The organism is Sandaracinaceae bacterium (genome assembly GCA_016706685.1).
Taxonomy (GTDB): domain Bacteria; phylum Myxococcota_A; class Polyangia; order Polyangiales; family Houyiibacteriaceae; genus JADJJE01.
Genome location: JADJJE010000037.1, coordinates 20,953 through 37,904 on the forward strand (window position 1 = coordinate 20,953; position 16,952 = coordinate 37,904).

Annotated in this window: 14 protein-coding genes; 9 read left to right on the plus strand and 5 right to left on the minus strand. The window is 69.4% G+C overall.

Annotated elements, in window-relative coordinates:
- The first annotated feature begins 31 nt into the window (after positions 1 to 31).
- Entirely contained in the window at positions 32 to 556 is a 525-nt protein-coding gene (locus IPI43_28570; protein ID MBK7778024.1) for a hypothetical protein, read from the plus strand.
- Between the two features lie 206 nt (positions 557 to 762).
- On the opposite strand, the gene IPI43_28575 is transcribed toward IPI43_28570, so the two are convergent.
- Positions 763 to 1,374 carry a pentapeptide repeat-containing protein gene (locus tag IPI43_28575; GenBank protein ID MBK7778025.1) on the minus strand — a complete coding sequence of 204 codons (612 nt, stop codon included), beginning with the start codon at positions 1,372 to 1,374 and terminating at the stop codon, positions 763 to 765.
- 11 nt (positions 1,375 to 1,385) lie between these two features.
- Positions 1,386 to 2,702, minus strand: coding sequence for a serpin family protein (locus IPI43_28580; protein MBK7778026.1), 1,317 nt, complete (start codon positions 2,700 to 2,702; stop codon positions 1,386 to 1,388).
- A 60-nt stretch (positions 2,703 to 2,762) separates the two neighbouring features.
- Here IPI43_28580 and IPI43_28585 point away from each other — a divergent pair, with 60 nt between their 5' ends.
- Positions 2,763 to 3,182 (plus strand): MAPEG family protein, encoded by a 420-nt coding sequence (locus tag IPI43_28585; GenBank protein MBK7778027.1) that lies wholly within the window; start codon positions 2,763 to 2,765, stop codon positions 3,180 to 3,182.
- 34 nt (positions 3,183 to 3,216) lie between these two features.
- Here the strand turns inward: IPI43_28585 and IPI43_28590 are convergent, their stop codons facing one another.
- The 3 genes from IPI43_28590 to IPI43_28600 all read right to left on the minus strand — a co-directional run bounded on the left by IPI43_28590 (position 3,217) and on the right by IPI43_28600 (position 7,022).
- Positions 3,217 to 4,782 carry a HAMP domain-containing protein gene (locus IPI43_28590; protein MBK7778028.1) on the minus strand — a complete coding sequence of 522 codons (1,566 nt, stop codon included), beginning with the start codon at positions 4,780 to 4,782 and terminating at the stop codon, positions 3,217 to 3,219.
- A 19-nt stretch (positions 4,783 to 4,801) separates the two neighbouring features.
- Positions 4,802 to 5,491: a response regulator transcription factor gene (locus tag IPI43_28595; protein ID MBK7778029.1), complete on the minus strand. Its 690-nt coding sequence runs from the start codon at positions 5,489 to 5,491 to the stop codon at positions 4,802 to 4,804.
- An 85-nt stretch (positions 5,492 to 5,576) separates the two neighbouring features.
- Positions 5,577 to 7,022 (minus strand): hypothetical protein, encoded by a 1,446-nt coding sequence (locus tag IPI43_28600; protein MBK7778030.1) that lies wholly within the window; start codon positions 7,020 to 7,022, stop codon positions 5,577 to 5,579.
- Between the two features lie 792 nt (positions 7,023 to 7,814).
- Between IPI43_28600 and nuoE the strand changes: the two genes are divergently transcribed.
- The 7 genes from nuoE to IPI43_28635 are packed head-to-tail and all read left to right on the plus strand — an operon-like array spanning position 7,815 to position 16,951.
- Positions 7,815 to 8,774 carry an NADH-quinone oxidoreductase subunit NuoE gene (gene nuoE, locus IPI43_28605; GenBank protein ID MBK7778031.1) on the plus strand — a complete coding sequence of 320 codons (960 nt, stop codon included), beginning with the start codon at positions 7,815 to 7,817 and terminating at the stop codon, positions 8,772 to 8,774.
- Between the two features lie 3 nt (positions 8,775 to 8,777).
- On the plus strand, positions 8,778 to 10,157 hold the full coding sequence (gene nuoF / locus IPI43_28610; GenBank protein ID MBK7778032.1) for an NADH-quinone oxidoreductase subunit NuoF: 1,380 nt from the start codon (positions 8,778 to 8,780) through the stop codon (positions 10,155 to 10,157).
- Entirely contained in the window at positions 10,154 to 10,723 is a 570-nt protein-coding gene (locus tag IPI43_28615; protein ID MBK7778033.1) for an NADH-quinone oxidoreductase subunit J, read from the plus strand. The genes nuoF and IPI43_28615 overlap by 4 nt, the downstream gene beginning before the upstream one ends.
- A 1-nt stretch (position 10,724) precedes the next feature.
- Entirely contained in the window at positions 10,725 to 11,033 is a 309-nt protein-coding gene (gene nuoK, locus IPI43_28620) for an NADH-quinone oxidoreductase subunit NuoK (GenBank protein ID MBK7778034.1), read from the plus strand.
- 10 nt (positions 11,034 to 11,043) lie between these two features.
- Entirely contained in the window at positions 11,044 to 13,854 is a 2,811-nt protein-coding gene (nuoL, locus tag IPI43_28625; GenBank protein MBK7778035.1) for an NADH-quinone oxidoreductase subunit L, read from the plus strand.
- Entirely contained in the window at positions 13,851 to 15,482 is a 1,632-nt protein-coding gene (locus tag IPI43_28630) for an NADH-quinone oxidoreductase subunit M (GenBank protein MBK7778036.1), read from the plus strand. Before nuoL ends, IPI43_28630 begins: the two co-directional genes overlap by 4 nt.
- The gene (locus IPI43_28635) at positions 15,482 to 16,951 is read left to right on the plus strand and encodes an NADH-quinone oxidoreductase subunit N (protein MBK7778037.1); all 1,470 of its coding nucleotides are present in this window, start codon (positions 15,482 to 15,484) and stop codon (positions 16,949 to 16,951) included. The genes IPI43_28630 and IPI43_28635 overlap by 1 nt, the downstream gene beginning before the upstream one ends.
- Position 16,952 lies beyond the last annotated feature (1 nt).

Genomic DNA, 16,952 nt, shown 5'->3' on the forward strand with positions numbered 1-16,952 from the left:
CCGGTGATCGGGATGGGATAGGTTGCTGGCGGTGAGCGAGCTCGAGACGGCGGCGCGGGCTGTTCCCCGGGTTGCCCGCGGGGTGGCGGCGGCGCTGGCCCTGCTGGGGCTGGCTTGTGGGGAGCCGGCGGAGGACTCCTCGCGGGTGTTGCGGTCGCGGGCCGAGCCTCACCTGCGCGAGTTCGAGACCTTCGATGCGTGGGCGCGGCGCAGCCTGGACGCCGATCTCGCCCTTCGGGATGAGCGGGCGCTCGAGGAGACGGTCTTCGCGCCCATCCGCCGGGAGCCCCACATCGTGGCCGCCTGGGTGGAGCGCGCAGGCGCGGACCCGCGCAGGGTAGGGCTGCGGACCGAGGCACCCCTCACGTTCGACTGGGTCGAGCTGCGCGGGGTCCCCATGCTGGCTCGTCTCGAGGCCGCCGACGCGGAGCTGCCGGACGCCCGCTCCCCCCAGGGGCCGCCGGTGCGTGTGCTGGTCTTGTCGCGGGAGGCCGACTCGGCGCGTGGCGGTGGCGACGTGCGCGTGACCGTCGCGTTCGAAGCGCCCGCCGAATGACCCCCGCCACCCGGCTGGGGGCGAGGGCTGCGACGCGAACGACGTCTATCCACCGAGCGCGCCCGCCGCGGATGGGGCCTACCACGCGTGCGTCGACTACTCCGACGGCCGCGTGATCTCTGCGCACTGCACCGCCAATGGCGACTCGCGCGCGCTCCGCTACGAGCTCGCGGTGGGGCGTCAAGAGGCGCCGTAACGCGCGCTCGCTAGACGATGATGCCGAGCGTGGCCAGCGCGTCGAGCCCCGCCTCCATGGAGAAGCGTGTCTTCTTCAGGGTGTTCTCGCCGGGGTGGATGCGGTAGCCGTGCGCGGTCGAGAGGTCCGCCTTCACCAGCTTCGTGCGCGAGAAGACCGCGTCGCGCAGGTCGCTCCCGCGGAAGCTGGCCTCGCTCAGGTCGGCCCCCGTGAAGTCCGCCTCGTGAGCGACGCAGTCCACCACCTCCACCTTGCGCATCTTGCGCCCGGCGAACACGCCGTAGCTCAGCACGCAGCCCTCGAAGCTCACGTCGAAGAGCAGGTCGCGCGCCACCGACCAGTCCACGCCCATCAGCTTGGTGTGCTCGAAGCGCACGTCGCGGAAGCTGCACTCCGCCACCTTGGCCATGGTGAGGTCGCAGCGCACGAACACGCACTCGTCCAGGATCACCGCCTGCAGCTGAGCCTCGTTCATGGCCACGGCCTCGAAGCGGCAGCGCGCGAAGCGCTTGCGACGCAGGTCGATCCCCGGCAGCGCGCCACCCGTGAAGACCTCGTCCTCGAAGTCGTTCTCGCCCAGCAGCCGCTGCCGCAGCGCGGTCGTGTCTCGGTCGTCGCCCATGGCCGCCTCCCTCAGCGCGGGTCGCTGACGCGGCCCAGGAAGAGCACGGCGCCCGTCTGGCGGTCCATCAACAGGAACAGGAACGGGTGGTCCGCGATGAAGCGCGGCGGCTCGGGGCGGGGACGCGCGCTGCGTGTGACCATGACCACCGCGGTCGCTGCCGCCGCCTCGGTGCCCTCTTCGTTCACCTCGATGAACGCCTTGTGATAGACCTCGGAGATGTAGAGGCCCCCTGGCAGCGTGGCGATGCCACCGAAGTCGGCCTGCGCGTCGAACGCGAGCGGCATGCCCAGGGCTTCGAGGTGGTCGGAGAGACGCGCGGTGGGGGGCTCCATCCGGAAGCGCGGGATCTGCACCTGCACCTCCACCTCTTGGAGCGCGCTGCGCCAGCGCGAGAGGCTCGCTTGCGAGAGCTGGGCCTCCACGGCCGGAAGGGCTGCTGCGCCCGTGCGCTCGGCGGGCAAGACGAACACCATGCTGAGATCGCCACCTGCGTACGGCATCTCCAGCACGCGCACTCCGTCGGGGTGGTTGGCCCACGCAAAGCGTCCCTGCAGCGTCATCGCGGGCACGTCGACTTCCGTGCGTCCATCCACCTGGAAGCGCCGCGGCAAGGTGTCACTCGGGGCGAACTGGGTCTGCCACGTGCCCTTGAAGTAGATGGCGTTGGCCAACACCATGCGCGTGAGCGGAGAGATCGACCCCCTCGGAAGCAGGTCGGCGATGCGGTCTTCGGTGCGCTGCTCCACCCACTGGTTGATGGTGAGGCGCGAGGGGTCTGGAGCGCCCACGAAGTCCAGTCGCTCGAGGGGCGCGCCGTAGCGTTGGCCCGTGAGCCTCACGAAGCTGTCCTCCACCGGCACGCTGCGGTCCGCGAAGATGCGGTTGGCCACGCGCAGCGTGGCGGGGCTCCGGCTGTTCCAGCTCCGTAGCGCAGCGCCATAGGCCGCGCCCAGGTCATCCACGGTGGGCCCCACGTGCAGCACAGAGGCCATCTGGGAGGCGGTCTCGCCGCGCGCTCCGGCGTACGTCATCGACAACGCGAGGTGCACGCTGGCGGGCGACATCACCAGGTTTCCGGGGGTCCCCCGCATGCGCGCGTACAGGTCGAAGCCGAGCTGATTTGCGCTCGCGAGCGCCTCACGCACGTCCTGGCTGTCGGCGGCTGGTCCGGTGCCGTCATCGACGGGCGGTTGCTCGATGGGCGGTTGCTCGACGGGCGGTTCCTCCACCGCCGCGCTCGGCTCCGTGGTGGCGGGGGGCTCGCTCGGCTGCGACCCACCACAGCCAACGAGGAGGACGAGCGAAAGGAATAGGAGGCGTGTCACCGCGACACCATAGCGCCCGCGGTGGTTCCCCTTCAATGCTTCACGTAAGCTGCTCGCGTCATGCCCGCACCCATCCTCGCGTCCGTGCTCGCCCTCGCTCTCTGGACCCACGTCATGTGGTCGTGGATGTACGTCACCCGGCTCCCCGCCATCGGCGCGTCCAAGATGAAGCTGGACCCCAACGCGCCGCGCGGTGAGCAGATGGCCACGCTGCCCGCGCGCGTCCGTTGGAAGGCGGACAACTACAACCACTTGATGGAGCAGCCCACCGTGTTCTACGCGGTGGCGCTCGTGACCGCGGTGGTGGCGCCGACCGACTCCGTGGCGGTCATCATGGCGTGGGTGTACGTGGCGCTGCGCGTCGCGCACAGCCTGCTGCAGGCGCTGGTGAACATCATCCCCTTGCGCTTCGCGCTGTTCGCGCTGTCCAGCATCGCGTTGATCGCGCTCACGGTTCGCACGGCCATCGCATTCTTCTGAAGCGGGCGCGCGGTCGGGCGGCCCCGACCACACCTCACCGAGCCGCGAGCGTGAGCAGGAAGCACGCGCCCCAGGGGCCCCCACTCTCGGGTGGCTCGGTCTCGAGCGTCAGCGCCCCGCCGTGGGCCACGGCCACTGCGCTCGCGATGGCGAGGCCCAGCCCCGTCCCTTCGCGCTCGGCGTCGGTGGTGAAGAAGCGGTCGAAGATGCGCGCGCGGTGGGCCTCCGGCACGCCTGGCCCGTGGTCACACACACGGATCTGCGCGGCGCGCGGGCCGAGATCCACGCTGACGCACACCTCGGCTCCTGGCGGCGAGAAGCGCACCGCGTTGTCGCACAGGTTGAGCAGCGCGGTGACCACGTCGGCCTCACGCGCGGGCACACGCACGCTCTCGGGCGCCCGCACCAGGCGCACGGCCACCTCGGGCGTGCTGGCGCGACGCGCCACGTCGTGGGCGAGCGGCACCAAGTCCACCTCCACCTTGCCGTCCTGACTCGCCTCGATGCGGCTCAGCTCCAACAGCCGCGACACCAGGCGATCGAGGCGCAGTACGTCCAGCTCGATGTTCCTCAGGAAGCGCTGACGCGCGTCGGGGTCTTCGGCGGCGCCCTCGCCCAGCAGCTCGGCCGCGCCACGAATGGACGTCAGCGGCGACTTGAACTCGTGCGCCACGTCGGCGGCGAAGTCCGAGATGTAGCGCATGCGGGCGTCCAGCTCGCGCGTCATGGTCGCGAACGACTCGCTGAGCTCGCGGATCTCCCCGCTGCCCACCAGCGGCACGGGCACGTCGCGCTCACCCCGCGCGATGCGCTGCGCCGCGCGGGACAAGCGCGAGAGCGGCCGCGAGATGGTCCAACCGAGCGCGAGGCTGACCAGGGCGGTGAAGACGATGGCCACCGACAGCACGGAGATCAGGCCCTGCCGAATCCGGTAGAGCTCCAGCAGCACGGGCTGGGTGCTGCGCACCACGTAGACCACGGCGACCACACGGCGCGCTTCCATGACCGGCTCGGCGACGAATAGCAGCACCTCGGGTGAGCGCTCGCGCACGCGGGTGTAGCTGGCGCGCTCCCCCGCAAACGCCCTGCGCACCTCTTGCCTCGCGGCCAGCGCGGGCCAGCGCTCGTCTGGGCCCTCGCTCCATGCGGCGCGTCCCCCGTCGCGAGGGCGGCTCGCATCGGCGCGATATGCGCGCGACGTGGGGTCACCCGCGCCCTGCGTGCTCGTGGGCAGCAGCGAAGGCACGCCGGGCTCGGGGCCCTCGGGCGGGCCATCTCGATGCGAGTCCAGCAGCACCTCACCGGTGCGCGTGACCACGCGGATGCGTGCGCGGGTGTCGGCGGCCGCTCGCACCAGCACGTCTTGGTGGAACGCGACGTCCAACGCATCACCGGCGGCGGAGGAGGCCTCCACCATGCGCCTCACCAGCACGGCCTGGTGGCGCATGTCGCGCTCGAGCGCGCCCAGCAGCTGGCGCTCGTACAAGCGCGCGAACTCGAGCCCGGCCACGGGCACCAAGAGCACCACCAGGTTGACGATCAGCAGGCGCAGCCCGATGCGCCCGAGCGTGCGTCGCACCCTCAGCAGCCAGTGGCTCACGGTGCCTCGCGGGGGCACCTCACGCGCCCGCCGCCTTGTAGCCCACGCCGTGCACGGTCTCGATGGGATCGCGCCCCAGCTCGCGGAACTTGGCGCGGATGCGGCGCACGTGTGTGTCGAGCGTGCGCTCGGTCACCAGGTTGTCGAAGGGGTAGGCGCGCTGCATCAGCTGCGCGCGGGAGAGCACCACGCCGGGACGCTCGAAGAGAGCCACGAGCACGCCGAACTCGGTGGCCGTGAGGCGCAACACGGTGTCGCCGCAGCGCACCTCGTGTCGCTCGAGATCGATGCGCACGCCGTCGTGTGTGAGCGTCTCGTTGGCGCTGGCCGTGGGCTGGGCCGCGCTGCCGCCCCGGCGCAGCAGCGCCTTCACGCGGGCCACCAGCTCGCGCGTCCCGAAGGGCTTGGTCAGGTAGTCGTCGCCGCCCAGCTCGAGGCCGATCACGCGGTCGATCTCCTCGCCGCGCGACGAGAGGAACAGCACCGGCGTGGCCGAGTCGCGGCGCAGCTCGCGGCACACATCGAGCCCGTCCAGCTCGGGCATCATGACGTCGAGCACCACCAGATCCACGTCGCCTTGCCGGGCCCGATCGAGCGCGGCCCGTCCGTTGGTCACCAGCGTGACGCGATAGCCCTGGCGCTCGAGGGCGTATTGCACCACCTCGCGAATGCGAGCTTCGTCATCGGCCACGAGGATGTGCGCTGCCATCGCGCGAAGTGTACACGTGCGCGCGGCTTTTAAACGAGGAGAGCGCCCCGAAGGACGCTCTCTGCTCAGGTTGGCCCGTGTTGGGCTACTGGAACTGGGCCGGGTTCTCCATGTGCACGATCACGCCGTTGCACATGATGATCTTGCCCGTGCCGCAGGTGAGCGTGCTGCAAGTGGTGGGGTCGAGACCCAGCGGTGCAGCGCGACCTTCGTCGGAGGCGGTGATGGTGGAGCGAGCGCCGTCCTGAGCGACGGTGGCTGCCGTGGCCGGGACCTGACAGACGATGCTCTGGTAGGTGGCGAAGACGTTCGGGTGGAACGAGCCCGCCGCAGCCGCACCCGACGGGTCGTAGGCGCAGGTGCTGGTGATGGACGAGAGGTGCCCGCTGATGGCCAAGCGGTTCATGCCGCCCATGAGGCCATCGCCGCCGGTGGCTTCGTCCACCATCTGGTTGGCCTTCCACCACAGGTACCCACCCGTGCCGCAGCTGATGAGGAGGATGAGCAAGCAGCAGCCACCCAGGATGAGCGGCAGCTTGCTCTTGGGCTTCTCGCCCTCGGGCGCCATGGGCGCGCCGCCGAAGCCGCCGCTGGGCTGGCTGTCACCGAAGCCGCCGCTCGGAGCTGCTCCGGCCGGAGCGCCGAAGCCACCGGCCGCCGGCGCACCGAAGCCGCCGCCAGCCGGCGCGCCACCTGCGGGAGCGCCGAAGCCACCCGACGAGGGCGGGGGCGAGCCGAAGCCGCCCGCGGACTCGGGCATGGTGGCGCCGAAGCCGGACACCGCGCCGGCCGCCGGTGCACCGAAGCCGCCATCCGAGGGAGGGGGAGCGCCGAAGCCGCCACCCTGAGGGGCGGGCGCGCCGAAGCCGCCACCCTGCGGGGCGGGCGCACCGAAGCCGCCACCCTGCGGGGCGGGCGCACCGAAGCCGCCACCCTGCGGGGCGGGCGCACCGAAACCGCCACCCTGCGGGGCGGGAGCGCCGAAGCCGCCACCCTGCGGAGCGGGAGCGCCGAAGCCGCCACCCTGCGGGGCGGGAGCGCCGAAGCCGCCACCCTGCGGGGCGGGCGCCGGAGCGCCGAAGCCACCGCCCTGCGGAGCGGGAGCACCGAAGCCACCGCCCTGCGGAGCCGCCGCGGGGGCGCCGAAGCCGCCACCCTGAGGGGCGGGAGCGCCGAAGCCCTGCGGGGCCTGTGCCGGAGGCGGAGCGCCGAACGGCGCGGGCGCGCCAGCCGGAGGAGCCATGCCGGGAGGCGCCGTCATGGGCCCCAGCATGGTCTTCTGGAACGCGAGGTCCTTCTTTGCGGCCGGGGGCTGAGACGCACCGGGGGCTGCGGCAGGCGGAGCTGCGGGCGGAGGCGCAGAGGGCGGAGCCGCTCCAGCAGGTGCACCCGGCAGCGCGCCGGGGCCGCTCATCATCATGGTGCCCTTGAAGCGCGCAGCCTTCTTCTTGGCCAGCTCGGTTCCGCAGCTGATGCAGTTGCTCGCTTCGTCAGTGTTCGGTTTTCCGCACGAGGGACAGTAAATGGTCACTCTAGAAACCCCTCCGCCCGTGGGCGGTCATGGACGCAGTTGCGGCCGGATATGGAGGGCCGCGAGGGCGGCCAGAACGTGTTTGCAGAACGTGGTGGATACTCGGTCGCGGCAAGCTTTGGACCCACCGCGCCACGAGCGAGGCACTGCGCACCCCGCTCTCGGCCCGGCTACCCTACCGGGTTGTTGTCGGTCTGCAAAGTACAAATCTCGCGCCCAACCACAGTTCCCACCTCCGCAACCCGCCGGAAACCCACCGTTCTCGGAACGCAGAGAGCTGGCGTCCCCGGACGTCGATACCCACCTCGCGCTGGCTGCCCGTCCCCCCATTCTGCTCGTCGAGCCCCAGCAGATCGCCGTCGGATCCAGTCGAGCCCCAATCGCGCCCCATCGTGTCGGATCTCCGGGCCCCTCCCAGGTCGGACCCGAGACGTTGGCAGCAGCCGGGACGGGGCGGGGGTCAGCAAGGGCGTGGGGGGGACCCAGAAAGCAAACGCAGCGCAGCGAAGTGCCGCTTTCAGGGAGGACCAGACAGGACGCGCCAGCGCGTCCGTGCCCGCCGCGACCCCCGCCCCGCCCCGGCGGATCGATCACGCCTCCGATTCACCACCTCGCACAGCCTGGACATCCTTGACACGGGCCCCCCCGCGGCCTAGCGTCCCCCCGCCCAAGGCCCTTCCCAGGATCCTTCCCCCGATCTCACGGGGGGCCTTCGGAACCCCTGCTGCGTGTTGAGTTTCAACCGCCCGGATGGGCACGTACAGCGGCCCGCTAGGCAAGCCCGAGAGCACTATGGCCTTCGCCCTCACGCCCGAGCGAGAACAACAAGTCGACGACATCATCACCCGCTACCCCACTCGGCGTGCGGCCCTGATCCCGGTCCTCTGGGTGTGTCAGAAGCAGAACAGCTGGATCAGCCCGGACGTCATCGACTACGTCTCGGCCCGGCTCGACATCTCGGCGGCCGCCGTGAAGGGCGTCGTCACGTTCTACACGATGTTCCACGAGCACGAGGTCGGCGAGAACGTCGTGTGGGTCTGCCGCACGTTGTCTTGCGATCTGCGCGGCGCAAAGGCGGTCCAGGAGCACCTCGAGGAGCGCTTCGGCTGCCACGCGGGTGGCACATCCACCAACGGGAAGTTCAGCCTCTTCAAGGCCGAGTGCCTCGCGGCGTGTGGCCAGGGGCCCATGATTCAGATCAACGATCGCTACTTCGAGAATCTGGACCTCACGAAGCTCGACGAGATCCTGAACGCGTACGAGAAGGACGGCGTGGACGCCGCCGAGAAGCGCTACGCGGATACGGCCATCTACAACGGCCACGTGCCGCCCCCCGGCATGGAGCCGCCGCCCCCGCGTGCGTCGCTGCCGCCCGCCGCCACGCGCCCTGCCGCGCCCGCGGTCCCCCGCCGCCTGGCTGCGCGCCGCCCGGTGGCACCGCCTGCGGGTCCGGCCTCGGCGTCTCCCCGCGCCGCCTCGATAGCACCCCCAGCGCGCCCGGCGTCGGTGGCACAGCCCACGGGTCCGGCCGCGGCGGAACCACCCGCCCAGCCGGTCTCGGCGCCACCGCCCGCATCCAGCCCGCCGCCCGTCTCGGTCGCTCCGCCGGCTGCGCGCCCCGCGCCCAAGGCCACGTTGGTGGGCATGCCCGCCGTCACCGCGACGCCCACACCCAGCAATCCACCGCCCGCCGAGACCAGCTCGGCGAGCGCGCCCCCCAGCGACGATGACGCCAAGAAGGGCGAGGAGTAGGACATGGCCGAACCCCAGAAGCTCCTGACCGCGCGCTACGATCTGCCCGAGAGCTGGACGCTCGCCGTGGCCGAGAAGCACGGCGCCTACAAGATCGCGCGCCGCGCGCTGACCATGATGCAGCCGCAGCAGATCAAGGACGAGGTCAAGGTGGCCGCCATCCGTGGTCGTGGCGGCGCTGGCTTCCCGGCCGGCATGAAGTGGAGCTTCCTCGCGCCGAAGCCCACCGACCAGGTCTACCTGGTGGTGAACGGCGACGAGTCGGAGCCCGGCACCTTCAAGGACCGCTCCATCATGGAGCTGGACCCGCATCGCCTCATCGAGGGCTGCATCGTCACCTGCTACGCCACCGGCGCCCACGTGGCCTACATCTACGTGCGCGGTGAGCTCGGCTTCTCCATTCAGCGCCTCGAGGCCGCCGTGCAGGAGGCCCGCAAGGCCGGCTACCTGGGCGAGCGCCCCTTCGGCAAGGCCTACCCGGTGCAGGTGCACATCCACTCGGGCGCGGGCGCGTACATCTGCGGCGAAGAGACGGCGCTCCTGAACTCGCTCGAGGGCAAGCGCGGCGAGCCTCGCCTCAAGCCACCGTTCCCGGCCAACAGCGGCGCGTTCGGCATGCCCACCGTGGTGAACAACGTCGAGACCATCGCGGCCATCCCGGACATCCTCGAGCTGGGCGGAGAGCGTTGGTGCAAGCTCGGCAAGCTTCCCGGCGACGGCGGTCTGCGCTTGTACGGCGTGAGCGGCCACGTGAAGCGCCCCGGCATCTACGAGGCGCCCGTGGGCATCACCATGCGTGAGCTCATCGACCACTACGCGGGCGGCATGCTCAACGATCGTCCGCTGAAGGCGGTCATCCCCGGCGGCTCCAGCACCCCGGTGCTGCGCCCCGATTGGAAGGTGGACGCCCCCGCCGCAGACCATCCGCTGCACGCTTGGCACGGCATGAGCGAGATCGACGTCCCCATGGGCGTGGACACCTACCGCGCGCTCGGCACCATGCTGGGCACCTGCTGCGCCATCGTCATGGACGACAGCGTCAACATGCTGGACGTCACGCGCAACCTGATGCGCTTCTACAAGCACGAGAGCTGCGGCCAGTGCACGCCCTGCCGCGAGGGCAGCGGCTGGTTCGTGGACATCCTCGAGAACCTCTGCGACGGCAAGGGCAAGGTCGAGGACGTGGAGACCATCGCAGGCATCGCGAACAACGTCATGGGCAACACCATCTGCGCGTTCGCCGACGGCATGGCCATGCCGCTGCTCGGGTTGGTCCGGAAGTTCCGCGAGGAGTTCGTGGCCGCCGCCGAGGCGGGTGGCCTCCCCGCTGGCACGCGGCACGACAACCCCACGAGGGCGCTGGTCGAGGGCAAAGCAGCATGAGCACCGCAGGTTTCCTACTCTTCGTTTTCAGCGCGGCGCTCGCCATCATCGGCGCCGTGATCACGGTGGCGTCGCAGCGCCCTCTCCGCGCGGCCATGGGTCTGCTGGTCCATGTGGTGGCGCTCTCGGCGCTCTACCTCACGCTGAACGCGCACCTCTTGGCGGTGCTCCAGCTGCTCATCTACGCGGGCGCGGTCGTCGTGCTCTTCGTGTTCGTCATCCTCTTGCTGGGCCCGGCGGGTCACTTCGAGGGCAACGCCGAGAAGATCGTCGGGCGCGTCATGGCGGGCTGCACGGCTGGCGCCGTGCTGCTGCTCACCGCGTTCTCGCTCTCGCGCCACGACGCCGAATTCGGGCCGGTGTCCGTCGACTACGGCACCGTCGAGGGTCTCGGAAACGCTCTCTATCGGGGGGCCATGGCGCCCTTCGAGATGGTCTCCATCACGCTGCTGGTCGCCGTCGTCGGCGCTGTCGCCATCTCCCGCGTGCGCACCGCCCGTGAGAAGGCCGCGGACGCCGAGGACGCCGAGGCGCGCAAGCTGGCCAACGCCGGGGGGAACAACTGACATGGACGTCGGCATCGGCGAATACTTGGCGCTCTGCTCGGTCCTCTTCGGGATCGGCGCCATCGGCTTCCTCACGCGGCGGAACATGCTGATTCAGCTCATGACCATCGAGGTCATGCTGAACTCGGTGGTGTTCATGCTGCTCGCGTTCAACCGGGTCCACACCGGCACGCAAACGGGTCAGGTCTTCGGCTTCTTCGTGATCGCCATCGCCGCGGCCGAGGCGGCCGTGGGGCTCGCCATCCTGATCAGCTACTTCCGCATCAAGAACTCCGTCGAGACCGATAAGGCCGACCTGCTCAAGCACTGAAGGCGCAACGATGTTGTCGAACGAATCCGCCCTGCTCTTGATCGTGGTGTTGCCTATCTTGGGCGCCCTGATCAATGGCCTCTGGCTGCGTCCCGAAGACAAGAAGTACGTCAGCATCATCGGCCCCGGGTTGGTGGGGCTGTCGTTCGTCTTGGCGCTCTACAACTTCATCCACCTGCTGGGGCTGAAGAGCGACGGGGTCGAAGACCCGCGCATCACGCTGCACCTCTACGAGTGGTTCTCGTTGCAGCTCCCGGGTGGCAGCGAGCTCCCCGTGAACGTGACCTTCGCCATGGACTCGCTCAGCGGGCTCATGACGCTGGTGGTCACCGGCATCGGCACGCTCATCCACATCTACAGCCTCGGCTACATGAGCGAGGAGAAGTCGTACAGCCGCTTCTTCGCGTACCTGAACCTGTTCACGGCGTCCATGCTCATCCTGGTGCTGGCCAGCAACCTGGTGCTCATGTTCGTGGGCTGGGAAGGCGTGGGCCTCTGCTCCTACCTGCTCATCGGCTTCTGGTTCGAGAACAAGAGCTACGCCGCCGCCGGCCGCAAGGCCTTCGTGGCCAACCGCGTGGGTGACCTGGGCGTCATCATGGGCATGTTCACGCTGGTCATCGCCACGGGCTCGTTCGAGTTCGAGTCCATCAACGCGCTCGCCACCAGCAACAGCTCCGCGTTCATTCGCCCGTTCCCCATCGAGGGGCTCAGCATCTCGCTGGCCACCGTGGCCTGCCTCTTCCTCTTCCTGGGCGTGACCGGCAAGTCCGCGCAGGTGCCGCTCTACATCTGGCTGCCGGACGCCATGGCGGGCCCGACGCCCGTCTCGGCGCTCATCCACGCGGCCACCATGGTCACGGCGGGCGTGTACCTGATGTGCCGCCTCTCGCCGGTGTTCCTGCACAGCGACACGGCCATGATGGTCATCGCGGTGGTGGGCACCATCACGGCGCTGCTCGCTGCCAGCATCGCCGTGGTGCAGCACGAGATGAAGAAGATCCTGGCCTACTCCACCGTGAGCCAGCTGGGCTTCATGGTGGCGGCCTGCGGTGTGGGCGCCTTCAGCGCCGGCTTCTTCCACGTGTTCACGCACGCGTTCTTCAAGGCCTGCCTCTTCTTGGGCGCCGGCTCGGTCATGCACGCAGTGCACGCCCATGGCGATGCCGACATCTTCAAGCTGGGCGGCATGAAGAAGTACCTCAAGATCACGCACTGGACCTTCCTGGTCAGCTGCTTGGCCATCGCGGGCATCCCCGGCTTCTCGGGCTTCTTCTCGAAGGACGAGATCCTCTATGGCGCTTCCGCCATGGCCATGTCCGACCACGGTGACGGGCTCTCCACGGGCATCGGCTGGTTCGTGCTGGTGGGGCTCAGCCTGGCGGCCTTCATGACCGCCTTCTACATGTTCCGGCTCTACTTCCTGACGTTCACGGGCACCTACCGGAGCGGGGACCACGGGCACGACGAGGGTCATGGTCATGACGACCACGGTCACGGGCACGACGACCACGGCTACGATCCGCACCCGCACGACGGAGGCTGGGAGATCAACCTGCCGCTCGCGGTGCTGGGCGTAGGCGCCGTCGTCGTCGGCTGGCTCGGGCTGCCGCACGCGTTCCACCTGCCCAACTGGTGGGGTGGCTGGATGGACGCCTCCATCGCGCACATGCCAGGTCACGGTCCGCACGACGAGATCACCAACATGACGCCCGTCTACGTGGCCATGGGCCTCGGCACCATCGCGGGCGTCGGCGGTGTGGGCCTCGCGTTCGTCCTCTACAACAACAAGGAAGAGGACACGTTCACCACGAAGCTGCCCAAGGGCCTCTTCGCGCTCATGTTCGACAAGTGGCGCATCGACGAGCTCTACGGCGCCGTCATCATTCGCCCCATCCGCGGGCTCGCGCGCGTCGTCGGCAACGTGGACCAGACCTTCGTGGACGGCCTCATCGCGGGCCTCACGTCGCGGGTGGTGTCCGTGGCCGGCTGGCTGAGCACGCGCGTTCAGACCGGCAGCGTGCACGTCTACGGCTTCGGCATGACGCTGGGTGTCCTGGGTCTGCTGCTGTGGGCGGTGACCCCCTGCGCCGAGCTGACCGGCGAAGCCAGCGCCGAGAACGCCGACGTCATGCTGCGCGCCACTCCGGGCTTGGGCTACACCTACGCGTTCGACGGTGACAGCGACAACGTGGGCTCGCGCACGCTCATCAACCCCATCGAAGCGGCCGACCGGGACTTCTCGGCGGACCCCAACTTCACCGCGCTCTACAACGAGGCCGACTATGTCCGCTTCGTGCTGGGTGTGCGCACCGAGCATCCGCAGCTTCCCGAGCAGATCGACGTGGGCGAGGGCTGGCAGGTGCTGGACTTCCCCGGTCTCGACTGGCGCACGGACTCCGTGGCACCTGGCGAAGACGAGGTGGCCGGTGCTCTCTGGGACTTCGCGGGCCGTCAGCAAGACGTGCTCATCCGCAGCACCGAGCACGGCATCGAGCTCCGTGCCAACGGCGCCGACGTCAGCGTGGATGGCCACGCGGTGCGCTCGCCCGATGCCGCGGCTCATGGCCAAGCGGACGCCGAAGCCGACGCCAACGACCCGCAGGACGACGGCATCATCACCGTCCAAGCCGGCCAGACCGTCACCGTGGGCCACGTGGACTTCCTGGTCCAAGGCGTGGTCCGCGCCACCCTCCATGTCCGCAACGCCTTCGGCAACGTCTCCACCACCTCGGTGGAGGTCGTCCTCGAGCGCGCCGCTCGGCCCCTTGAAGCCCCCGCCCCGCACGCGGCCCTGACCGTGACGGAGCCAGTTCGATGAACGAGCAACTTCTCACCATCCTCCTCTTCCTCCCTCTGCTGGGCGCGCTCACCGTGGCGTTCCTGCCGCGGCAGTGGGTGCAGTCCATCCGTGGCATTTCGCTCGGCTTCATGGCGGTGGAGTTCCTGCTCAGCCTGCGCCTGCTGGAGGGTGACTTCAGCACCGGCGCCTACCAGTTCGAGGTGAACGTCCCGTGGGTGGAGGCCGTGGGCATCCACTACCACCTGGGCGTGGACGGCATCTCCCTCTGGTTGGTGCTGCTCACCACCGCGCTCACGCCGGTGGCGCTCTTCGCCTCGTGGACCAGCGTGTCCACCAAGGTGAAGGAGTACGCGGTCGCCTTCCTGATGCTGCAGATGGGCATGCTGGGTGCGTTCTTCGCCCTCGACGTGTTCCTCTTCTACATCTTCTGGGAGCTGATGCTGGTGCCCATGTACCTGATCGTCGGCGTCTGGGGCGGCCCCAACCGCGTCTACGCGGCGCTCAAGTTCTTCCTCTTCACCATGGTGGGCAGCTTGCTCATGCTGGTGGCCATCCTGTACGTGGTCTCCACCTACAAGGAGCTCGCGGGGCACTACAGCTTCGACCTGGCCGAGCTCACGCGCGTGGCCCTGCCGCGCACCACGCAGTGCTGGCTGTTCGCGGCCTTCGCGCTGGCCTTCGCCATCAAGGTGCCCATGTTCCCCTTCCACACGTGGTTGCCCGACGCCCACGTGCAGGCGCCCACGGGCGGCTCGGTCATCCTGGCCGCGGTCATGCTCAAGCTGGGCACCTACGGCTTCCTGCGCTTCGCCATGCCGATGTTCCCGCTGGGCAGCCAGTTCCTCGGGCCCACCATCGCGCTCTTGGGCGTGGTCGGCATCATCTACGGCGCCTGGGCGGCGTGGGTGCAGAAGGACGTGAAGAAGCTGGTGGCCTACAGCTCGGTCAGCCACATGGGCTTCATCGCCCTCGGCATCTTCGCCATGACGCGCCACGGCATCAGCGGCGCGCTCCTGCAGATGCTCAACCACGGCGTCTCCACCGGCGCGCTCTTCATCTTGGTGGGCTTCCTCTACGAGCGTCGCCACACGCGTGACTTCGAAGAGTTCGGCGGCATTGCCAAGGTCATGCCGGTCTACACGCTGCTCTTCGTCATCGTGACCATGAGCTCGGTGGGCCTGCCCGGCACCAACGGCTTCGTGGGCGAGTTCATGATCATGAGCGGCGCTTTCCTCTCGCGCGGCGAGATCGGCCTCGGCGAGTACTGGTTCTCCATGACCCTCTTCTCGGCCACCGGCGTCATCTTCGCTGCGGTCTACATGCTGCACGCGGTCCTCAAGATCTTCTTCGGTCCCATCACCAAGGACGTGAACAAGAAGCTGGTGGACCTCACGGGGCGCGAGAAGCTCACGCTGGCTCCGCTCATCGTCCTCATCTTCTGGATCGGCCTCTACCCCTCGGCCTTCCTCTCGCGCATGGACCCCACGGTCGAGGCGTTCCAGGACGACTTCAACTCCCGCTACCGCGCCCAGGTGAGCCTCACCGAGGCGACCCTGATGCCCGCGTCCGCTGCCACGGCAGCCAACGACCTCGCGCCCGCCACTGACCTGCACGCGGCGCTCGCTCCCGAGGGAGTCGAACAATGATGGAACTGCTCCCCGTCGCATCGCTGCTGATGCTCGTCTCGGCCGGCCTGGCCATCATGCTCCTCGACGTGTTCGCCAAGGGGCGCGCCGAGCTGCCCTTCGTGACCACCACCGCGCTGCTGGCGGCGGCGGCCATCAGCGCCGCGGGCCTGTTCTCGCCCACGCCTTCGGACGTGCCCGCGTTCATCACCGACTACCTCTCGGTGGACAAGTACGGCCTCTTCTTCGACGTGGTCATCGCGCTCGGCGCGGCCCTCGCCACGCTGTTGGCGGGTGGGTACCTGCGCGAGCACAGCATGGAGCGCGGCGAGTTCTACGTCCTCGTGCTCTTCAGCGCGCTCGGCGCCATGGTCTTGGCGCGCGCCGTGGACCTGCTCACGCTGTTCGTGGGCCTCGAGACGCTCTCGCTCGGGGTCTACTCGCTGGTGGCGTATCGCCGCACCAGCGCGCGTGCCACCGAGGCGGCCGTGAAGTACTTCCTGCTGGGGTCCTTCGCGTCGGCCATCTTCCTCTTCGGCGCAGCGCTCATCTACGGCGCCACCGGGCACACGGGCTTCGTGGGCATCGGTGAGTCCATCGGCGGTGGCCACGCCCCCGTCATGCTGGTGGTCATGGGCTTGGCCATGCTGGTGGCGGGCCTGGGCTTCAAGGTCAGCGCCGTGCCCTTCCACATGTGGACCCCCGACGCCTACGAGGGCGCGCCCACCCCGACCACCGCGTTCATGTCCGTGGTCGTCAAGACCGCGGCCTTCGCCGTGTTCGTGCGGCTCCTGCTCATGGGCTTCGGCGACCGCCTCAGCGCCAGCCCCAACGGCTGGCCCGCCATCGTGTCCGGCCTCGCGGCCATCACCATGGTCTATGGCAACCTCGCCGCCGTGGGCCAGACCAGCGTCAAGCGCATGCTGGCGTACTCGTCCATCGCCCACGCCGGGTACTTGCTGCTCGGCCTCGCCGCCGTGGCCAAGGTGCCCACCGAGGCCATCAGCGCCATCCTCTACTACCTGGCGGCCTACACCGTCAGCAACGCGCTGGTCCTCGGCGCGCTCATCTGGTCGGGCAGCCACGGCAAGGAGGCCTCCTCCTACGCCGACCTCGCGGGCCTCGGCCGGCGCCACCCGGCGGTCGGCCTGGCGTTCATCGTCGGCATCCTGTCGCTCATGGGCTTCCCGCCCACGGCCGGCTTCTTCGGCAAGTGGTACGTGCTGAGCGCGGCTGTGCAGGCCGACATGGTGGGGCTCACCATCCTGGCGGTGCTCTCGAGCGCGGTCGGCGCCTTCTACTACCTGAAGGTGCTGGTCTACCTCTACATGAAGTCGCCGGAAGAGGGCGCGCCCGTCGCTGTGCCCATGAAGTCGAGCTACGTGGTGGCCGCGCTCGTGCTGGCCTCGTACTTCGTCATGAAGATGGGCCTCACGCCCGCGCGCTATCTGGACGCTGCCATCGAAGCGGCGTCCGGCTTGATGGGCTGAG